The 20,740-nt window shown below is 61.9% G+C and carries 17 protein-coding genes; 4 read left to right on the top strand and 13 right to left on the bottom strand.

Annotated features, from left to right (window positions below; translation table 11 throughout):
- Window positions 1-60: 60 nt before the first annotated feature.
- The 6 genes from ACQKP2_RS20945 to ACQKP2_RS20920 are packed head-to-tail and all read right to left on the bottom strand — an operon-like array spanning window position 61 to window position 10,213.
- Window positions 61-870, bottom strand: coding sequence for a YfaP family protein (locus tag ACQKP2_RS20945; protein ID WP_427579121.1), 810 nt, complete (start codon window positions 868-870; stop codon window positions 61-63).
- 3 nt (window positions 871-873) lie between these two features.
- A complete protein-coding gene (locus tag ACQKP2_RS20940; protein ID WP_427579120.1) occupies window positions 874-2,493 on the bottom strand; it encodes a DUF2300 domain-containing protein in 1,620 nt (539 codons plus the stop codon).
- Window position 2,494: 1 nt separating this feature from the next.
- The gene (locus tag ACQKP2_RS20935; protein WP_427579119.1) at window positions 2,495-7,048 is read right to left on the bottom strand and encodes an alpha-2-macroglobulin family protein; all 4,554 of its coding nucleotides are present in this window, start codon (window positions 7,046-7,048) and stop codon (window positions 2,495-2,497) included.
- On the bottom strand, window positions 7,045-7,710 hold the full coding sequence (locus ACQKP2_RS20930) for a DUF1175 domain-containing protein (RefSeq protein WP_427579117.1): 666 nt from the start codon (window positions 7,708-7,710) through the stop codon (window positions 7,045-7,047). The genes ACQKP2_RS20935 and ACQKP2_RS20930 overlap by 4 nt, the downstream gene beginning before the upstream one ends.
- Window positions 7,680-9,389, bottom strand: a complete 1,710-nt coding sequence (locus ACQKP2_RS20925) for a DUF2138 domain-containing protein (RefSeq protein WP_427579116.1) — start codon at window positions 9,387-9,389, stop codon at window positions 7,680-7,682. Before ACQKP2_RS20925 ends, ACQKP2_RS20930 begins: the two co-directional genes overlap by 31 nt.
- Before the next feature lie 35 nt (window positions 9,390-9,424).
- Entirely contained in the window at window positions 9,425-10,213 is a 789-nt protein-coding gene (locus ACQKP2_RS20920) for a YfaP family protein (RefSeq protein WP_427579115.1), read from the bottom strand.
- Between the two features lie 385 nt (window positions 10,214-10,598).
- Here ACQKP2_RS20920 and ACQKP2_RS20915 point away from each other — a divergent pair, with 385 nt between their 5' ends.
- The 4 genes from ACQKP2_RS20915 (at window position 10,599) to ACQKP2_RS20900 (ending at window position 15,757) form a co-directional block, all read left to right on the top strand.
- On the top strand, window positions 10,599-10,841 hold the full coding sequence (locus tag ACQKP2_RS20915) for an exodeoxyribonuclease VII small subunit (protein WP_007894317.1): 243 nt from the start codon (window positions 10,599-10,601) through the stop codon (window positions 10,839-10,841).
- Window positions 10,838-11,725 (top strand): (2E,6E)-farnesyl diphosphate synthase, encoded by an 888-nt coding sequence (gene ispA / locus ACQKP2_RS20910; protein ID WP_427579113.1) that lies wholly within the window; start codon window positions 10,838-10,840, stop codon window positions 11,723-11,725. Before ACQKP2_RS20915 ends, ispA begins: the two co-directional genes overlap by 4 nt.
- 93 nt (window positions 11,726-11,818) lie before the next feature.
- Entirely contained in the window at window positions 11,819-13,717 is a 1,899-nt protein-coding gene (gene dxs, locus ACQKP2_RS20905) for a 1-deoxy-D-xylulose-5-phosphate synthase (RefSeq protein WP_427579111.1), read from the top strand.
- Between the two features lie 156 nt (window positions 13,718-13,873).
- Entirely contained in the window at window positions 13,874-15,757 is a 1,884-nt protein-coding gene (locus tag ACQKP2_RS20900) for a TonB-dependent receptor domain-containing protein (RefSeq protein WP_427579110.1), read from the top strand.
- A 165-nt stretch (window positions 15,758-15,922) separates the two neighbouring features.
- Here ACQKP2_RS20900 and ACQKP2_RS20895 read toward each other — a convergent pair whose 3' ends face one another.
- The 7 genes from ACQKP2_RS20895 to nusB form a co-directional block, all read right to left on the bottom strand.
- The gene (locus ACQKP2_RS20895) at window positions 15,923-16,723 is read right to left on the bottom strand and encodes a cobalamin-binding protein (RefSeq protein WP_427579108.1); all 801 of its coding nucleotides are present in this window, start codon (window positions 16,721-16,723) and stop codon (window positions 15,923-15,925) included.
- Complete coding sequence (locus tag ACQKP2_RS20890; protein WP_427579106.1) at window positions 16,723-17,142, bottom strand: MFS transporter; 420 nt, start codon at window positions 17,140-17,142, stop codon at window positions 16,723-16,725. The genes ACQKP2_RS20895 and ACQKP2_RS20890 overlap by 1 nt, the downstream gene beginning before the upstream one ends.
- Window positions 17,139-17,756, bottom strand: coding sequence for a GTP cyclohydrolase II (gene ribA, locus ACQKP2_RS20885; protein ID WP_044465292.1), 618 nt, complete (start codon window positions 17,754-17,756; stop codon window positions 17,139-17,141). Before ribA ends, ACQKP2_RS20890 begins: the two co-directional genes overlap by 4 nt.
- A gap of 223 nt (window positions 17,757-17,979) precedes the next feature.
- The gene (locus tag ACQKP2_RS20880) at window positions 17,980-18,714 is read right to left on the bottom strand and encodes a substrate-binding periplasmic protein (protein ID WP_427579104.1); all 735 of its coding nucleotides are present in this window, start codon (window positions 18,712-18,714) and stop codon (window positions 17,980-17,982) included.
- Window positions 18,715-18,745: 31 nt separating this feature from the next.
- The gene (locus ACQKP2_RS20875; protein ID WP_427579103.1) at window positions 18,746-19,249 is read right to left on the bottom strand and encodes a phosphatidylglycerophosphatase A family protein; all 504 of its coding nucleotides are present in this window, start codon (window positions 19,247-19,249) and stop codon (window positions 18,746-18,748) included.
- Window positions 19,246-20,211 carry a thiamine-phosphate kinase gene (gene thiL / locus ACQKP2_RS20870; RefSeq protein WP_427579102.1) on the bottom strand — a complete coding sequence of 322 codons (966 nt, stop codon included), beginning with the start codon at window positions 20,209-20,211 and terminating at the stop codon, window positions 19,246-19,248. The genes ACQKP2_RS20875 and thiL overlap by 4 nt, the downstream gene beginning before the upstream one ends.
- Before the next feature lie 26 nt (window positions 20,212-20,237).
- Window positions 20,238-20,738, bottom strand: a complete 501-nt coding sequence (gene nusB, locus ACQKP2_RS20865) for a transcription antitermination factor NusB (RefSeq protein WP_427579101.1) — start codon at window positions 20,736-20,738, stop codon at window positions 20,238-20,240.
- Window positions 20,739-20,740 lie beyond the last annotated feature (2 nt).

Below are 20,740 nucleotides of genomic sequence, written 5' to 3'. Positions count from 1 at the left end.
AAGCCCGCTTCTTGATGCCTTAAAAAAACGCATTCGACTGACAACCGCTGCCCTTGCACTTCACGGATAACTGAACCCCTTCACCAGCGTCAACTCCCCCACCGCCCGCATCGGCACCAGAAACGTTTCCATCTTCTCGCTCGGCGTCCCCTCCTCGGTAATGACCGTCACTTGCGCCGTGGTCAATGGTTGAACCGCGTCTTCCTGCCCCTCTTCATCGCTGCGATACCCGCCGCCGAAGTAGTTCACGTACACCAGGTACTGCCCCTTGATCGGCGCCGGCATGGCGAAGATTTCCGGGCCGTAGCCGGTGGTGACGTCGACATCCAGGGCCGCGCCGTTGGGTGCGACGCGGTTGCCGTACCAGATGTGGGCGCCGTCGGGTGTGATCAGGTGCAAATCCAGGTCCGTGCCGTCGCTGTCCCAGGCCAGTAGCACGCGCAGTTTGGCCGGGGTGGCGCCACCACTGGCGTTGAGAAATTGCGTGCGGTGGCGTTGCTGGCCGTCGGGGCTGCGGACTTCGACGCTGTTGCTGCCGTTGGGAAAGGAGAACGGCCGGTCGAAGCGGCCGGCGGGATCGATTTTCAGGGGCATGCTGACGCCGTTGACGATCAGCCTGCCCGGCTCGTTGCTCTTGGGTGTGGTTTTGATTTGCCCGGCGATGCGCGCGGTGTTGGCCTGCCCTGCCGGGGTGTTGACCGATGAGGCCGGGTAGTTGACGGTCTGGCGGAAGCTCTCGCCTTCCCCTTCAGGTGCACCGGTGCGCCAACCGCCCGCGGGGGTGTCGAGCTTGACGTCTTGCGCCATCGTCGGCGGCAAAACCGACAACAAACAGAGCAGCAGCAAGACCTGTGGATAACGGCGTGTCATGGTCTATTCCAGCAAGAGGTGGCGGGCGAGCCCTTCGATGTAGGTTTCATCCTGGCCATTGGGGTGTGCTTCGAAGGCCAGGTGCAGGTATTCGTGGGTCAGGTCGAGACGGTCCTGCAACGACAACACGCCACGCACGTAAATACGTTGTCGCTCGCGATCCACGTAGGGTCGACCGAATGTCAGGCGGCAAACGGCGAACGTGCCGACCTCGTTGTAGCCGGTCTCGCTTTGCAGTTGCGCGCGCCAGCTGCGTCGTTGCCGCTGCAGCCAATCCTGCGCGGCGGGCAATGCCTCGCAGGACGCAACCGGATTGTCCCAGCGGCTGAGACTCGCGCGGGGGTAGGCGTGCAGCAGGATGGCGTCGTAACGCTGACCGGACCGGGCCTGTTCGACGGCTTGCTGCCAGGACAGTTTGTCCGGGCCCGGTTGGTCGGAGTGATACGTCACGGTGCTGCCGGCCAGCACCAGGTCGCTGGTCCATGCCGCGATATTGCGCGCCTGGGCGCTGGCCGGGCGTGGCGCAACCCGTTGCCGCTGGCTGCTGTCGTCGATGCTCAGACAGTCGCCATGGCGCGTGGCGTTTTGCAGCAGGTAGGTGCGGATGGCCACGGCCAGGGCCTTGGCGGCTTCGACGGGTTCGGGTGCGGCTTCGCGCTGAAGAACGCGGGCAACGTAGTCTTCGCGATCCAGCCGTGCGACAAGCCTGTTGTCGAGCAAAAACAGTTCGCCGTCGCTGTGGATATCAAGCTGATTGCCATTGGCGAATTCGACGCGGTAATCGCCTCGCAAAGGTCCGGACGCCACGGCGCGATCGCCTGACAACACACGGTCCAACGGATAACGGGAGAACAGGCTGACTTCAACGCAACGCTCCGCGTCGGTGGGCCACTGAACAGGCACGACCGTCGCCAAGGCCGTTGCATGATCCGCCAGAACCCGCTGACTGGTCCCCCGCCCACCGGACCAGATAGGCGTGCCATCCACCGTCCAGCCAGCGAATCCACCCTGGCGCGAGGCAGTGTCCCGATCCCCCATCCAACTCCAGGTTTTGACCCGCAAGCGGCTGCCCAGCTCGCCGACAACATTGCCACCGGCGGCGTTGAGCATCACATCGAGCAATACCCGCCGAGCCTGGTCCTGCGCCGGCATCAGTGCCAACACTCGCAACAACTCAGCGACGGAAACCCGGTTGGCGGGCTGCAATGATGGAAGATCCAGCAGCCACTGCGGCGCCTGTCGAGCCTGCCAATAGGTGCGCCAATCCGCACTGTCGATGCCCAATCGCGCAGGATCGAAATACAACCCGCAGGATTTCACCAGCGCCTGATCACGCTCGATCCTGCCACCGGCACTGCAGCAATACACCTCCTCCTTCGATTGCCCGCGACATTCATAGGCAGGTTCCTGTGCGCCGGTGTCCACCAGCCAGGCATAGACAAACAACTTCCACACACTGCCCAGTGGCGCCTGCAAGGTGTCCGGCAGCGGCTCGCGCGATAGCAGCTGCGTCCGGTTCAAAGTCAACAACTCCCCCTTGAAGGCCAGACGTAACGGTTCGTCCTGCGCCACGGTCAGCGCAGGAATCAGACACAGCAGCCAGCAGACCAGAAACCGATACATGTCAGTGGACCGTGACCTGACCCAGCGCCGGTTTCTGCTCCTGCGCCTGATGCTGTGGCGCGTACACCTGAGTGAAACGCACAGGCGGCAGGTTGAACTGGCCTTTCTGCGAGAAGCGCACCAGATGACGCAAACGCAGCTCGCCGCTCAGCGCATCCACCGGCACCGCATAGGCCAGTTGCCCCGGTTCGAAACGGGCCTTTTCCAGCGCCGTCGGCTCGGTGCCCGCCTTACCCATGAGCTTGATGCCCCAGGTAGTTCGCTCGACATCCGCCCCCGGTGGCAGCGGTACTTCGAGCATGCCATAGCGCAAGGGTTTGGCGGCTTTGCTGGTGAGGATCACTTCGTCCAGATACAGACTGTCGCTGGACAACGGCGTGTTGCCGACCGCCTCCAGCTTGAAGGTAAACGCTTCGTCACCCGGCACCAGCCGCGACAACCGACGAGTGATGATCAGCGCCATCGGATCGAGCGGTGGCTGCTGCGTCTGATAGCTCAAGACGGCACGCAGCGGACGCGCTTGCGTCCCGGTCAATGACAACAGGGCCGGCACCTGTGCACCTTGCCACTGCCAGTAAACCTCACCGGTCGCGCCCTGCGCCTGCTGCCAGTCATGACCCGGTTTCAATGCCACGGCGGGTGAGGCCTGTTCGATACTGCGTTGTAGCCAGATCAGCGCCAGCGCCCTTTCCAGGGTCGATTGCTGTGGCAACAGGCGTTGCAGCAGTGCCTGAGCATGTGCCTGATCGAAGGGTTGCAACGACAGATTCAGAGCCTCGGCAAACGGCTGGGAACTGACGGTCAAACGTTGCTGCGCATCGGCCAGTTGCCGATTGAATGTATCCGGCACAGTGACCTTTGCCTGCCTGGCCAACGAGGCCGTCAGGACCCGGGCAGCGGCTAGCCCCAACGCCGAGTCCGGATCACTCATGACAAGGCTGTCCTGGCCATCTTCCATCAGGTTCGCCGCATTGCCTTCGCCTGCGGTCGCCAGGTCGTCCATCAAGCCGCTGATCAGCGTATTGACCGGCAACTGCATCTGCCTGGCGAACGCCAGGATCAGCGCGCGTTGCAACAGCGGTGTGTCCTTGGCCTGTTTGGCGTACACCTCCAGCACCCGCTGCCAGTGCTCCGGCGGCAGACTCAGCTCCAGTACCCGGCTGGCGTGCCAGTCAGCGTAATAGGCGTAAGCCGTGAGGAAGGCATCCGGCTCGCCGTCCATGCCCCACCAGGTGAAACTCGCCGAAGGCCCGGCCATCTGCACCAGGCGCAAACGGCTGTTCTGCATGATCAGGCGCAAGCGATCGCGGATCTGGGGGTTCGAGGCAAGGGACGGATAAGCGATGCTCAGAGGCAGCAAACGACTGGCAGTCTGTTCGACTCCGCCATAGGGATAACTCAGTAGGTCATCAAGGGCCGAACGGAACAGGGCTTGCGGGCTGTCATCCAGACGCAGGCGTATGTCGGTCGCATCCGCCGGCAGGTTGAGAGGGGTGTCGCCACCGGCCACGTCCAGGCTTTGGCTTTGCGTGACTTGCCAACCATCGCCAATGGCACTCAAGCGTACCGCCAGGGCATCGGCCGTCTTGCCGTCCTGCACCAGTTCGGCGGACCACTCGCCGCTGGTCAGCGTGAGTGCCGGCAACGGGATGTAGTTGATACCGCTGTCGAGGGTGACCGGCAAACGCTGATCGCTACCCGCGTAATGGAAAACCAGCTCGGCCTTGACCGGGTCCTGGGCCTGATTGAAGGCAAACACACCCAGATCCGGTTTATCACCCGCTCGGAATCTGTTCGGCCCGCTCCACTTCAGGTACAGCGGTTTTTCCGAGCGCACGAACTGTTTCTTCTGGCCGACCTGACCATCATCGGCGATGGCTCGCGCGGTGATGCGCCAGCGGGTCAGGGAATCCGGCATCCTGAAGGTGAAACGGGTCTTGCCGTTGGCATCGGTCAACAACTCCGGTTGCCACGCAGCGGTGTCGACGTCTTCGCGGCGGGGTCGTTCCAGCACCTTCACGCCACGTTCGCTGCGGTTGGCCTTGCCCGGTGCGCCGGGGCTGCCGGGCAGCGCGACGTCGTAACTGATGAACGACAGACTGGCACTGGTGCGCACGTTGTTGCGGCGTGGATGGTAGAAGAACTGGTCGATGGTCGGCGCCACTTCCGGTTGCAGGGCGTAGACCATCTCATCGACCACACTGACCATCACATGGGCAGGGACCGGTTTACCGGCGAACTGCGTGGTCAGGTCCACCGATACCGTGTCGCCGGGTTGATAGGTGTTCTTGTCGGTGGCGATCACCACATCGATCTGCGGGGTGATCACCTTGATTCCGGCGTTCTGGAAACTGTACTGGCCGCCCTTGGTGTAGAGCACCGAGAACGTCAGGTTAGGCGTGAAGCTGTCCTTAACCGGAATGCGCGCGCGGTATTGGGTGTCGCTGATTTTCTCCATGCTCAGCCAGTCGCCACCCTTGGAAAGCAGCGCCGTCGCCTCGACCTTGTCGCGCTCCAGCGACAGCAGTGCATCGCTGACCGGCTCCGGGAACGTGATCAGCGCCAGTGCTTCGTCGCCGGCCTTGTATTCGGGTTTGTCGAGGACGATTTCCACGGTGCCGGGCACCGCTTTCACACCTTCACCGGTCACCGAATGCCCGGTCGCGCCGAGTGTTCGGCCGTGGTCATCCCTGAGTGTCAGGTTGTACGTACCCGGACGCTCGAAGGCCAGGGTGAAGCCTTTGTCAGTGGCGGCGAGCTTGCCCTCGCCAGTGCTCTGGTCTTCGAGGCGTACCCAGCCGTAACTGCTCGGCGTAACCGCTGCGACCTGCTCGTTTTCATTGGCATAGCTGAACGCAACCTTGTCGCCCACGGCGCTGAAGCGCTGCGGCGCACTCAAACGGAAATTCGCCGCGCCACGGTCGATGAGGATTTCCTTGGTGGTCTTCACCCGGTACGCCGCGCCATCGCTGGCGAACACCGTGAGCATGTAGCGACTGGGTTTTTCGGCAGCCGGCAGATCGAGGGTCGCGTTGCCCTTGGCATCGGTGGTCAGTTCGGTGCTGGTCAGCTCCACCGGGAATTGCCCGAGGTATTGCAGCTCGTTATCGACCATCGACAGTTGTTGGGCTCGCAGGCTCAGACTCACTTTGGCATTGGCCACCGGTTTGCCGTCCGGGTACAGCAACAGCAGATTACCCTTGACCGGCTCGCCGGTGCGGTAGTCCTGCTTGGCCAGGTTCAGTGCAATTTCGAAATGCGGCTTGATGTACTCGGCCACACGGAAGGCGCTGCTGTAGATCTGGTCCTTGTAACTGAAGCGCAGCTCATAGCCGCCGGCCACGGCGTTGTCGGGCAACTGGAAACGGCCTTGGGTGCCGGCCTTCGAATCGAGCTGCAGGTCCATCGATTGCAGCGCCGTGCCGGTGGCATCCAGCACGGTCAGGTTGACTTCGGCTGCGGCGGGCTGCACCGAATCCCGGGCATTCTTGAACTCGCGCCCGACAATTTTCAGCGACACCCAATCCCCCGGCCGATACAAGGGGCGGTCGGTGAAGGCATAAAGTTTGGTGTCGTAGATTTCGCTGTCGTAGTAGAAGTTTTCCGAGACAAAAACGCCGCCTTCCTCGTCTTCGCCTATCACGAACGAACGCTCAGGGCTCACATGTTTGAGTCGTAGCAAACCCTCTGCATCGGTGGCGCCGCTGCTCATCACACCCAGGCCATCGGTCCACAGCACATTGACCTTGGGCACCGAACTGCCTTCATGTTTGCGCGCCGCCCACACCAACAGTTCATCACCGGCGATCTTGCTGACGGCCACGGTGTTGGAGACGAAAACCATGGTGGTCGCGCGGTACTTGCCGATCAGGGCTTCCACCAGGTACAGCCCCGGTTTCAAGTGACCCAGGGGGATATAGACGTTGCCCGGTGCGACGCTGACGAATTCACTGGAAGAACCGGCCAGGTTCACGCCTTCAGGTGGCTGGATCGGCTTGGCTTGCCACAGCGGGTAGCGGAATTGACTGACCACCGGCAGGCCCGGAATCAACGCGAATTGCGGCTGCGCGTCATAGGGTGTCGGCGCGGCCATGGCGGCGCCCATCTTCAGCTCCGGCACCTCTTCGGTCACTTGCTTGCGCGACTCATAGGAGAACGCACGCTGCATCACGCGGCGGGATTTTCGATACCAGTTGTCCCACAAATAGGCCAGCGTGTTGGACAGGCCTTCGCCCTTGAACTGACCGTCGCTGACCACGCGGTGCAGGTTCTTCTGACGCTTGAGGAAGTCCAGCGGCTTGTCGATGCGATACACGCGAATGTCGGCACCACCGTAGGGTTCCATGCGCAAGCGACGGTAGTCGCGCCCTGGTGCTTCGAGACGCACCATCGCTTGTTCGTCGCTGGCGAAACTGCTGTCGGCCAACAGGAAAAAGCTTTCGCCGGCCACTGGCGTGTAGCCGCTCGGTTCGACGGTGTCTTCGGCGTCGGCGGAAAAAGGCAGCAGCAATACCAACAGCAGGGGCAGAAAACGCAGCATGCGGGCACCGGTCATTGGGAGAGAAAATTCAGTCGATAGACGCCGATGAAGTTGGGGTTGGCTGCGTCGGGTATCCATCGGGTGTCCTTCCATGTCATGAGTTGTTGCAGGCTTGCCGAACGCATACCGTTATCGGTGGGCGTGCTGGTGCCGGTGTGATAGGCGATATAACGGCCCATCCAGATCATCAGGTGCTGGTCGTCGCCCTGATCGAAAAACATCAGGTCACCGGGCCGGGCCTGCGACACGTCGCGGCCGACCAGGTGGCTGTTGAACTGGATCAATTTGATCGCATTGACGTACGGCCCGACCTTGCCGCCCCCCTGCTGCCATTGCCGGGCAAGGCCACGCTGGGCATCGCTCAGTTGCAATTCCGGCGGCAGGTAGCGGTTGGACAGGCCATTGCTGCGCAGCCATTTGTCGTCATGAACCTTCAAGGCTTCGTTGGCGGCAAAACGCACCAGCCCCGCACAATCCTGCTGATACCAGCGCGGGCTCGGGCCCTGGCTCAATTGTTCCTGGGCGATGCGCACAAACCAGGCGCGGAACACCTGGGATTGCTGCACATCCAGCGCCGGTGCTTCGATGGCAAACACCGGTCCTGCCAGCAGCAACGCCAGCAAGCCGAAGCGGCTGATCAATACGCTCACAGCGCTTTCCACTCCAGCGGCAGCCATTGCCAGTGCCCATCGGGCTCGCTGCCTTCGGGCAGGGTCAGGGCGTATTTGCCGTAACCGCCGAGCTTGCGCAGCTTGGGGATCAGATAGGTTTGCGCGGCGTTGTTGAATACCGGTTCCATGTCCTGAGGCAGGCTGTCGAGGGTTTCCTGTTGCATCAGTTGCGCGATGGAGTCGGGGCCGACATAGATCGGCATCAAGCGGTCTTTGGGCACCACTTCCGCCATCGGCGGGAAGCGCTTGTCGAGGGTGCCCAGGGCCTTGTCCACCAATTTGTCGTCAAGGGAAAACAGCAACGTTGCACCATGTCGGGCCAAGCTCACACGCATGAACGCCTTGCCGCTGATTTCGTCCGGCTGCTCGGCGTCAGCGGCCGCATACGGGCCGAAACTGGAACTGACCTGACGCAGCCACTGATGAGTGCCCTCCTCCTGCTTCTCGACCACCGGGAATACGTGTTCATCGACCTTGCTTTCATAGGCGCCAACCATCGAACCGAACAGCTTGCCCAGTTCACCGTCGAGCCTGGTGCTGTCCTTGTCCCTCAGGCTGGCCACCAGCAATGGCGTGTACAACCGCGAATCGGCGTACCAGCACAGACCCGCCGCACCGGCCATGTGCTCGGTCAGTGCCTGCGCGACGTCTTCTTGCGCGCCGAGTTTGACCAGCAGCGGTTTCTGTTGCCCGGCGGCCAGCGGCAACGCCACACAAGCACTGGCACCCATGGGCATGGCTTGCCAGATGGGCTTGAAATCGAAGTCCGGCTGCTCTTCCAGTTCATCCAACGCAAGGAAGCTGTGCCAACCCGCGTCGTCCATGTCGAAACGCAGGCCGGCGAAGTTCGGAATGAAACGCTGGTAACCCATGGCCAGCACGCTGGCGTTCACCGACAGGCGCTGCTTCACCTGCGGCGCGCGGGGTGGCAGGCCGAAGGCTTCGGGGAACAGTTTTTCGCCGTTGAGCAACGCAGCAATGGCCTGGGTCGACACGCCGCCCGGCTCCTCGACCGCGCCGCTTTGCGGGTCGTAGAGTTTGGCCGGGTTCGACAGCACCACCAGTTTGTCGCCATGGGAGGCGAACACCAGTGCCTTGCTCGCGTTGTAAGTGAGCCGATACAGCGCAACGTCTTCGGCGCCGACTTTCACGTCAGCGATTTTGCTCAGTTGCGAATCATCCAGCGCCACTTTCGCCAGGGGTTCGAGCACCTTGGCCAGGCCGCCGCGGTCCATCACCAGCAGGAAGTCCTTGAGCCGCCCATCCGCCCCACGCCACAGCGCCACATCGGCTGGCTGATCGAAAAGCTGCTCGATCAGGTTGTCCTGCAGTTTCAGGTCATGTTCGTAAATGATCCGCCGCAGACTGCCGATCAACCCGAGGCGATCGGCGTGGGTTTCGTAATAGAAGACGAAATCCTCGGTCAGGGTTTCCCTGAGGAATGGCACCGCCAGCAAATCCTTGGGCAATTGGCTCAAGGAGCGGGTTTCCAGCAAGCCATCCGGACGACTCATCCCCAGCTTTTGCGCCGCCAGTTGCGGTGCCGGGGCTTTGCTTTTGTGCATCAGCCAGCCCATGCCACCGGCCACGCCTGCTATCAGGCACAGCCCGGCCACAATTGCCGGCCAACGGCGGGACGGTTTGACACTCGGCGTGTCGGCCGGGGCTGCAGTGTTGTCACTCATGTTCGAAAACCCGATTCATCCGTGGTGCGGGATGCTTAATAGTTGAATGTCTTGACCAGCAGCAGATCGCCGATCGCGCGCAACGGCACGATGAAGGTCTCGCGCTTCTCGTCGACCGTGTTTTCGTTGATCACCAGATTGATCTGCGAGGTAATCACCTCGTTCTGGTTGCTGGCCTCATCGAAGTTATAGCCGCCGCTGCCGAAGTTGCCCCAGTAGTTCACGTAAACCAGATAGGTGCCATGCAACGGTGCAGTCATGGTGAACATCTCAGGGCCAGGACCGTCGACACCGTCCGGGTCCAGTCCACCGCCATTGGTCAGCGCCGTGTGGGCCCAGAACGCATGCTGGCCGTCGGGCGTAATGATGTGCAGGTCCAGTTCGGCCTTTGGATCGTCCCAGCCCAGCACCACGCGAATCCGCGCGGGGGTGCGCAGATCGTTGGCTTCATAGAATTGAACGCGCTTGAGCGACTGGCCTTCGGCGCTGCGCACTTCGACAGAGTTGGAACCGGCAGCGAACGCATAGGGCCGGACAAAGCGCCCTTGCTCGTCGGTGTACAGGTTCAAAGGATTGCCATTGACCGCCAGGGTGTGCGGCCCGCGCTGCGTGCCGAGGGCCTTGAGCCGGCCTTCAATCAGGGTGCGATTGCGTTGGATGCCGCGATCGATCGGTGGCGTTGGATAGGCGACCTGCGGGCTTTCGCTGCGGTCCAGCAAACCGTTGTAGCGCCAGCCACCCACCGGTTCCGACAGCTCGGCACTCGGCGCGGCCGGCACCGGCATGCAGACCAGCCCGATCAGCAACAATGGAATTGCACGCATGTAAATGCCTCCTGCCATGCCTGACGAAACCTTGCGCCCGATCCTCGGCGCTTTACAGCGGTCAACCCTGCGTTTCGTCTGAAAGACCCGTGACTATCGGGTCATCGATGGCGCGAAGGGTAGATGCTTGGCTCGTACCTCACAATCGCGAACCTCGGAAAATGGGGTGGGGATCACGCTCGTGGGTGGACAGTGAGCCGAATAAATGCCGTATTCGGCTCACAAAATGAGCCGAATAGACCGCCCATCGGCTGCCAAAGCAGCGCAAGCAAGCCGGAACCCAATCCGTAGTAGTTGAACGTGATACAAACAGCCCGCTCATTTGCCCATAAACCCCATGTCTGCTAGTGTCGCGCCGGTTTAACGTCAACCGGAAACCGCCGCCATGGCCCGCAAAAAAGCTGCACTGGATTTCGAACAATCCCTCGCTGACCTGCAAACGCTGGTAGAGCGTCTGGAGAATGGCGAATTGTCGCTGGAAGACTCGCTGACCGCTTTCGAGCAAGGCATCGGTCTGACCCGCGATTGCCAGGCAGCGCTGGCACAGGCCGAGCAGAAGGTTCAGGTGTTGCTCGAACGTGATGGCGAATTGGCCGAAGAACCCTTCGATGCGGATCAACCAGAATGATTGCAGCGTATTCGGCGACCAGCCAGGCCCGCGTCAATGCGGCCCTGGAAACCCTGTTCATCGCGCCCGGCCCGGAGCTGGCGCGTCTGTATGAAGCCATGCGCTACAGCGTGATGAACGGTGGCAAGCGCGTGCGCCCATTGCTCGTCTACGCCGCCTGCGAAGCGTTGGGCGGCAAGGCCGAGCAAGCCAACGGCGCGGCCTGCGCGGTGGAGCTGATCCATGCCTACTCGCTGGTGCACGACGATTTGCCGGCCATGGACGACGACGATCTGCGTCGCGGCCAGCCGACCACCCACAAGAAATTCGATGAAGCCTGCGCGATCCTCGCCGGTGACGGTTTGCAGAGCCTGGCCTTCAGCGTCCTGCTCGACCCGCGCCTGAGCGATGCCGACGCGCAGATTCGCCTGCAAATGGTCAGTGCGCTGGCACAGGCCGCAGGTCCGGCGGGCATGGTCGGTGGCCAAGCCATCGACCTCGGCTCGGTCGGCCTGAAACTCGATCAGAAAGCGCTGGAAAACATGCACAGGCACAAAACCGGTGCGTTGATCGAAGTCAGTGTCAAACTCGGCGCGCTGGCCAGTGGCCTTGCCGAGAAGGACGAACTCAAATCCCTGCAGACTTATGCACAGGCCATCGGCCTGGCTTTCCAGGTGCAGGACGATATTCTCGACGTCGAAAGCGACACCGAAACCCTCGGCAAGCGCCAGGGCGCCGATATTGCCCGCGACAAGCCGACCTATCCGGCCCTGCTCGGTCTGGACGCCGCCAAGGTTTACGCCCTGGAGCTGCGCGATCAGGCCCTGCATGCGCTGCGACCGTTTGACGCGGCCGCCGAACCCTTGCGCGAGCTGGCCCGTTACATCGTCGAACGCCGTAGCTGACAGCGAATCGGTCAAAAAGGACCTACGCGTGGGCAGGGGGCGATGCATCAGGTAAACTGCCGCATCTTTTATACCTATAACGATTCTCGCCTGATGCCCACGACGTTTCATGAGATTCCCCGAAAGCGCCCGACCACGCCTCTGCTCGACCGTGCCAACACGCCGGACGGCCTGCGTCGGTTAGGCGAAGCCGAGCTGGAAACCCTGGCCGATGAGTTGCGCCTGGAATTGCTCTACACGGTCGGTCAGACCGGTGGGCATTTCGGTGCCGGCCTGGGCGTGATCGAGCTGACCATCGCGTTGCATTACGTTTTCGACACACCGGACGACCGGTTGGTGTGGGACGTGGGTCATCAGGCCTATCCGCACAAGATCCTCACCGGTCGCCGCCAGCGCATGGGCACCCTGCGCCAGAAGGACGGTATTGCGGCGTTCCCGCGCCGGTCCGAGAGCGAATACGACACCTTCGGCGTCGGCCACTCCAGCACCTCGATCAGTGCCGCGCTGGGCATGGCGATTGCCGCCCGCCTGCAGAAAAGCGATCGCAAGGCGATCGCCGTGATCGGCGACGGTGCCCTGACCGCCGGCATGGCTTTCGAAGCGCTGAACCATGCGCCGGAAGTGGACGCCAACATGCTGGTGATCCTCAACGACAACGACATGTCGATTTCGCGCAACGTCGGTGGCTTGTCCAACTATCTGGCGAAGATCCTTTCCAGCCGCACCTATGCGAGCATGCGCGAAGGCAGCAAAAAAGTGCTGTCACGCCTGCCCGGTGCCTGGGAGATCGCCCGTCGGACCGAAGAATACGCCAAGGGCATGCTGGTTCCCGGCACCCTGTTCGAAGAGCTGGGCTGGAACTACATCGGCCCGATCGATGGGCACGACCTGCCAACCCTGATCGCGACCTTGCGCAACATGCGCGATCTCAAAGGCCCGCAATTCCTCCACGTGGTCACCAAGAAGGGCAAGGGCTTCGCTCCGGCGGAAGTCGACCCGATCGGTTACCACGCGATCACCAAGCTCGAACCTGTGGATGCCCCGGCCGCCGCGCCGAAAAAGGCCAGTGGACCGAAGTATTCCGGTGTGTTCGGTGAATGGCTGTGCGACATGGCCGCCACCGATCCACGCCTGGTCGGCATTACCCCAGCGATGAAGGAAGGCTCCGACCTGGTGGCCTTCAGCGAGCGTTTCCCGCTGCGTTATTTCGACGTGGCGATTGCCGAGCAACACGCCGTGACCCTCGCAGCCGGCATGGCCTGCGAAGGCGCCAAACCGGTGGTGGCGATCTACTCGACGTTCCTGCAACGCGGCTACGACCAACTGGTTCACGATGTGGCGGTGCAGAACCTCGACGTGCTGTTCGCCATCGACCGGGCCGGCCTGGTGGGCGAAGACGGCCCGACCCACGCCGGCAGCTTCGACCTGTCGTTCCTGCGCTGCATCCCCGGCATGGTGGTGATGACGCCGAGCGACGAAAACGAGCTGCGCAAAATGCTCACGACCGGCCATCTGTATGAAGGCCCGGCGGCGGTGCGCTACCCGCGCGGCAGTGGCCCGAACGCAACCATCGAGAAAACCCTGGAGCCGATCGAAATCGGCAAGGGCGTGGTTCGCCGCCAGGGCAGCAAAGTCGCCCTGCTGGTGTTCGGTGTGCAGCTGGCGGAGGCACTGAAAGTCGCCGACAAGCTGGACGCCACCGTGGTCGATATGCGCTTCGTCAAACCCCTCGACGAAGCGCTGGTCCGTGAAATCGCCGCCAGCCACGAGTTGCTGGTCACCGTCGAAGAAAACGCGATCATGGGCGGCGCAGGCAGCGCGGTCAGCGAGTTCCTCGCCCGGGAAAACACCCTCAAGCCCGTGCTGCACCTGGGCTTGCCGGATATCTACGTCGAACACGCCAAGCCTGCGCAAATGCTGGCCGAATGCGGGCTGGACGAAGCCGGCATCGAAGCGGCGGTGCGCGAGCGCCTGCAACTGCTCAACATTTAACGCCCGCCCCTGTGGGAGCGAGCTTGCTCGCGATAGCGGACTGACAGTCAACATTTTCTGTGACTGAAAGGCCCCCATCGCGAGCAGGCTCGCTCCCACAGTGCATTTCAGCGTCTATCGAATATGTATTTGCCTCAAAGCACCAACGGACTGTCAATGAAGTTCTCCCGCCTCGCCCTGCCCTTGTTTCTGTTGCCAACTGCAAACGCCTGCGCCGACACCTTCGAACGCGATCAAGCCCTGAAACTGCCCGACGTCTTGATCAGCGCCAACCGTCAAGTCGAAGCCCGCAACGACAGCAGTGCCGCCAATACCGTATTTACCCGCGAAGACATCGATCGCCTGCAACCTGACAGCGTGACGGATCTGCTGCGCCGGGTGCCGGGGGTTCAGATTGCACAGACCGGCGGTCGCGGCAGCTTACCGGGGGTCTACATTCGCGGCACACAGTCGGCACAAAGCCTGGTACTGGTGGACGGTCAACGGATCGGCAACTCGACCTCCGGCGACAGCAACCTGCAGCACATCAATATCGAACAGGTGGAGCGCGTGGAAGTGCTGCGCGGTTCGCGCTCGGTGATTTATGGCAGCGATGCGATCGGCGGCGTGATCCAGATCTTCACCCGCCGCAGCAGCGAACCCGGCCTGCGACCACAGATGCATGTGGGTTTCGGCAGCAACCAGACTTGGGAGCGCAGCCTCGGTTTGTCCGGTGGCGATGAGCAGACTCGTTTCAACCTCGGCACCAGCCTGGACGAAACCGCCGGGATCAATCGCACCCACGAGTCGTACCCCAGCGATGGCGATCACGATGCGTATCGCAACCAGTCATTCAGCCTGAGCCTCAGCCACGCCCTCAGTGACGACATCGAAATCGGCGCCAACCTGCTCGATAACCGTGGCAAAAGCGAGTTCGACAATCCGTTCGGCCGCTTTGACCCCAGTACATTCGAGTCTGTCCAGCAGCAGCCCTATAGCGAATTCGATGTCAGCAGTGTCAGCAGCTACGTCGATGCACGGGTCAATGACCTGTGGAAAACCCGGGTGGAATTCGGCCACAGCGAAAACCGCGAGAAGACCCTGGACAAGCTCAGCGATGAACGCAGCGTGTTCAACACCTACCGCGACTCGCTGAGCTGGCAGAACGACCTGACACTCGATGAGCAAAACAGCGTGCTGCTCGGTGGCGACTGGTATGAAGACCGGGTCAACAGCAGCACGGCTTTCGACGAAGACAGTCGCTGGAACCGGGCGGCGTTCGTTCAGCATCACTTCCAGAGCGAAAGCTTCTCGACCGAACTGGGCCTGCGCCACGACGAGAACCAGCAATTCGGTAGCCAGAATACCTGGAGCGGTACCTTTACTCTGCCGCTGAACCCGGACAACGATGTGTTGCTGACCTACAGCGAAGGTTTCCGCGCACCGACCTTCAATGACTTGTACTACCCGGACTTCAGCAACCCGGACCTCAAGCCTGAAACCTCGAAAAGCTATGAGTTGCAATGGCGCAGCCAGTTGACCGCAGACAGTCGCCTGGAAGCCTCGCTGTACCGCACCGACCTGGAAGACGCGATCATTTTCGGCAGCAACTCACGGCCGGAGAACGTTGCCTCGGCACGGATCAACGGCTTTGAAGCCGCGCTCAAGCAGGAACTGTTCGGTTGGCAGAGCAACCTGGGCGTGGCGATCATCGACCCGCGCGACCGCGAAACCGGGCATACCCTGGCCCGCCGCGCACGACGCACCTTGAGCTGGGACCTGGACCGCCAGTTCGACCGATTGGGCGTAGGCGCCAGCTGGCAAGCGGTCAGCAGCAGCTATGACGACCTGAACAATCAACAGTCGTTGGGCGGCTATGCCTTGCTGGGACTACGCAGCAGTTGGGCGCTCGATCGTGAAATCACCCTGGAGATGAAGGTGGATAACCTGCTGGACAAGGATTACAGCCGGGTGCTGTACAGCCATGAAGGCAATCAGTATGGCTATCGCGAGGAAGGTCGGGCGTTCATGTTCGGGGTGACCTGGACGCCGGAGATCTGATCGGATTTCTACGCTGACCGGACTGACCTCTTCGCGGGCAAACCCCGCACGCACCCTATTCGTAGGAGCTAGGCTTGCCGGCGAAGGCGTTTTCGAAGGCACCGCGCGATGCCAGACCGCCTTCGCGGGCAAGCCTCGCTCCTACAGAAAAAATACGCCTCGATCTCAACGGTCAGGCGCGATCGAATGGCACAACCGGGCCGTCGCTTCGATCATCTGCCCGCTCGGCCGCTCCAGCCCCTTGTCTGTCACCAGCAGCAACTGCCCCTGCCGCACCGCGGCCACCTGCGGCCACGCTTTCCAGGCGTCGAGTTGCGTCTGTTCACCGGCCAGGATGACTTCGGGATTACGCTGCAGTACCGCTTCCACACTGACTTGCGGTGCTGGCAGTGTCAGGTCGGCAAACACGTTACGCGCACCGCAGACCTCAAGTGCATCGCTGATGATCTGCCCGCCGCCCACGGTGAACAGCGGCTTGTCCCAGACCTGATAGAACACCGGCAACGGCTGATTGCGTCGATAGCGCTCACGCAGCGTTTTCAGCCGCTGCCGCAGATCAGTGGCGAATACAGCGCCGCGCTCGGGGCGTCCGAGTTGTAGGGCAATCGCCTCGATCTGGACGATGAGTTGCTCAAGGTCATGGGGTTCGGCCACGTAAGTCGGGATGTTCAAGCGCTTGAGCTGTTCACGCTGGGCCGGACCGACGCTGCCGGGCCAGAGCAATAGCAAATCGGGTTTCAGGCTGAGCAGCCGCTCCATATCCAGTTGGCCATAGCGACCGACGGAAGGCAGGCCCTTGAGTTCGGCAGGACGTTCACCGGCATCCAGCACCCCCACCAGCAGGTCGGCCGAATCCAGCTCAACGACGATTTCAGACAGGGATGGCGCGAGACTGATCACTCGCGGGGCGGCCCACAGCGGACCGCCGATGACCAGCAGTAGAACAACCAGCCAGAGTTGGCGCATCAACCCAGTTGACGCGGTATACGGTAGAGATAGAACAAGACTGCAGTCGACAACGCCAGCAACATCAGCGGCACGGCTTCGAGGCCGACAAACACCGCCAGCGCGCCAATCCACGCCGGCAGGCAAGCTGCCAGGAATGCCACGCGCCGCCTGGCCGCCAGGTTAATCCAGGCCGCCGGCTCTTCAGGGGTATCAAGGGCTTTCTGGGTGGCGATCAACGCATGTTTGTAGCCACCGAAGAATTTCAGGCTGACAAACATCGAGGCGACGCCGGCAATGAACAATGGCATCGCCAGCACCGGCAGGATGGCCTCCGACTGGCCGAACACGCCATTGATGACAAACAGCGGCAGCAAGGCCAGCGCCAGGTATTGCCACCAGTTGACCGACAGCCGCCGCCGTACCTGGCCGCGGGTCACGCCCGGTCGACCTCGCCCTGATGCTCGTTGCCCATCATGTGGTCGAGCTTGCTGGCCTTGGTCGCCAGGTAGAGTTTGTTGTGCGGGTTGTGCCCGGTGTGCAGCGGAACGCGCTCGGCGACCACGATACCCATGTCGGTCAAGGCTTTGACCTTGCGTGGATTGTTGGTCATCAGGCGCAGGGATTTCACGCCCAGATGCTCCAGCATCGGCAGGCACATGGCGTAGTCACGCTGGTCGGCTGCAAAGCCCAGGCGTTCGTTGGCCTCAACGGTGTCGGCACCGCCGTCCTGCAATTCATAGGCACGGATCTTGTTCAGCAGGCCAATGCCACGGCCTTCCTGGCGCAAGTACAGCAACACGCCACGACCTTCACGGGCGATGGCCTGCAACGCGGCCTCAAGTTGCGAGCCGCAGTCGCAACGCTGGCTGAACAAGGCATCTCCCGTCAGGCATTCGGAGTGCAACCGGCCGAGTACCGGGGCACCGTCGGCGATCTCACCCAGGCTCAGCACAACGTGCTCGCGGCCGGTGGCTTCGTCGAGAAAGCCGTGCATGGTGAATTGCGCAAAAGGCGTTGGCAGCTTGGAAGCGGCGACAAAAACGACAGGCACCGGTGTGCTCCTGATCTAAAAGTCCGAGATTCGCAGGCCGGCATTGTAACAGCAGGTTCCTACAGACGCTTAGGCTGAATTATGGGCGATAACGATCAAAAAGTTTGATATCTGACCAGACACCGCCGCCCTTGTGGGAGCGAGCCTGCTCGCGATGGCGGACTTCCAGTCGACGAATAGACGTCCGAATGACCGCTATCGCGAGCAGGCTCGCTCCCACAGGTCAGTTCGTGTCAAACGGATAAGGCTGTTTCCAGCGCTCGAAAATCGGCTTCAGCTCGCCGCTTTTGACCAGTTGCTCCATGCGCTGATCGAACAACGCCATCAGCGTGCGAGCCTCGGGGGTCTTGGCAAAACACAGGTACAGCGGCAATTCGGCGATATGGGTACGGCGCAGCTGGGAGGGATCCCTGGCCCGGTTTTGGACGTATTCGACTTCAGTCAACGCATCGATGTAGAAGTCGGCACGGTTGTGGGTCAGCATCGACACGATGCCGGTACGCCGAATGACTTCGTCGTAGCGGCGCACATTGGGCAGGTAATCCTGGAAATCGTAGCCGCGGACCCAGGCCAGTCGAAAATTACCCAGGGTTTGCGGGGTCGGAACCGGGCTGGAGGCCAACCCCAGGGCATAGATGTGATCGGTATCGAAATTCCAGCGCGGGTAGAGCAGTTCGTCCGACTCGTCACGATAGGAGCCGACGCAGGCATCCACCTCCCCGCGTTGGGCCAGGCCCATGGAACGTACGTAGGGTTCGGTGCGGATGTCCAGTTTGACGCCCACCGGCTCGAAGACCTGCCGCAGCACATCCCAGCCCAGCCCGTGGCCATCAGCGGCGGTGTAGTCTTCCCACTCCTCACTGGCCAGGTGAATCACGGACGGCGTCGTGGCTTCGACCGCTTGGGCCAATGAGCACATCAAGGTGAATGCCAGCACCAGCAAACCGCTTCGAGCCATCCCTAGTTCTCCTGCTTTGCGTCCCCTGCGGTCAGGCGAAAATCCTTACCAGCCCCTGCATCGCCAACCAGGCAAACACGCCTGCCAATATGTCATCGAGCATGATCCCGACACCACCGTGTACATGCCGGTCGATCCAGCGAATCGGCCACGGCTTGAGAATATCGAAGAAGCGAAACATCAGGAATCCCGCCAGCAACCACTGCCAGCCATCCGGCACCAGCCACAGGGTGATCCACATGCCCACCATCTCGTCCCAGACGATGCCTTCGTGGTCATGCACGCGCAAATCGTCGGCGACCTTGCCGCACAACCAGAAGCCGAACAGCATGGTGATGCCCAGCATCAGCCAGTAGCCCCAGTCGGGCAACATTTGCCATAACGGGATAAAGGGTAGCGCAACTAACGAACCCCAGGTGCCCGGGGCCTTCGGCAAGGTGCCCGAGCCGAAGCCGAACGCCAGGAAATGCCACGGATTACGCCAGACCGACGGCGGAACGTTTTGCGCCGGGACCTGTTTGGGGTGATCTGTCACGGTGTCTCCCGAAAATGTTGATAACCCCGGGTTTGCGGGGTGATGTCTTGCCCATCGGCATCGAGCAGCGTCACACCCTGCCCGTGCCCGACCCGTCCGATCACCTGTATCGGCCAGCCGTCGGCCAGCAACGCAGGCAACTCGATGGACGGCAAGGTGAACGCCAGTACGTAATCGTCGCCACCACTGAGCGCGGCTTTTTGCGCGCCTGAGCGGCCGAGAAAAGCCACCAGTGCGTTCGACAACGGCAGCCGCTCGCAGTCGACCTGCAGGCTGACGTTCGACGCCAGGGCAATGTGCCCGCAATCGGCGAGCAGGCCATCGGAGATATCCAGCGCCGCCGTTGCCTTGCCGCGCAGCGCCATCCCCAGGCCAAGCTGTGGTTGCGGCGACCAGTAATGCGCCAACAACGGGTCGGCGATGACGGCATCGGCAATGCACTGGCCAAGTACCAGCGGCAATGCCCCGGCCGCATTGCCCAGATCACCACCCACGCACAGCAGGTCGCCCGGCTGCGCGCCGCTGCGGGTCAGCGCCTGGCCGGTCGGCACCCGGCCGAATACGGTCATGGTCAGGCTCAACGGCCCACGGGTGGTATCGCCGCCCACCAGCGCCACGCCACAGCTTTGCGCCATGCGGTTCAAACCCTGGGCATAGGCTTTCAACCAATCGGGGGTGACCGCTGGCAATGTCAGGGCAAGGGTAAAGGCGACGGGGGTGGCGCCCATGGCAGCCAGGTCGCTGACGGCAACGGCCAGCGAGCGCTGCCCGAGCAGAAACGGGTCGCAGGGGTCGGAAAAATGCACACCGGCCACGAGGGTGTCGGTGGAAATCGCCAACTGCTCCCCGGGAGGAACAGCCAGCAAGGCGCAGTCATCGCCAATCCCGAGGGCAACGCCTTCGCCGCCCTGCGCACAAGGCGCGGCGGCGAAGAAATTGCGGATCAGTTCAAACTCGCCCATGGCGCCGCAAGCGGTTCAAGCGCCGATCAGCGCTTGAACGCCTTCACTTCAGCTTCACGCAAACGCGGAGCCAGCTTGTCGAGCACACCGTTGACGAACTTGTGACCGTCGGTGGAACCGAAGACCTTGGCCAGTTCGATACCTTCGTTGATCACAACGCGGTAAGGCACATCGACACGCTTGAGCAGTTCCCAGGTGGACAGGCGCAAAACCGCCAGTTCAACCGGATCGAGCTCTTCGATAGCCAGGTCCAGGCACGGCACCAGCGCGTTGTCGATTTCAGTGCGGTTGGCCGGAACCCCGTGCAGGATTTCACGGAAGTACGCGCCATCGACATCGGTGAAATCGTTATCGACCCGAAACTGCGCTTCGATCTCGTTCAGCGACTGCCTGGCCATGTGCCATTGGTACAGTGCCTGAGTCGCGAGCTGGCGGGCTTCGCGACGCTTGGCGCTTTTCGATGGCTTGCCGGCGTCCGCAGGCTTTGGATCGCGCGGGTTGAAACGATCGCTTTCGTCGCTAATCACTT

The organism is Pseudomonas sp. NPDC089569, assembly GCF_050280625.1.
In the GTDB taxonomy this organism is placed as follows: domain Bacteria; phylum Pseudomonadota; class Gammaproteobacteria; order Pseudomonadales; family Pseudomonadaceae; genus Aquipseudomonas.
This window is presented reverse-complemented; position numbering and strand designations above follow the sequence as displayed.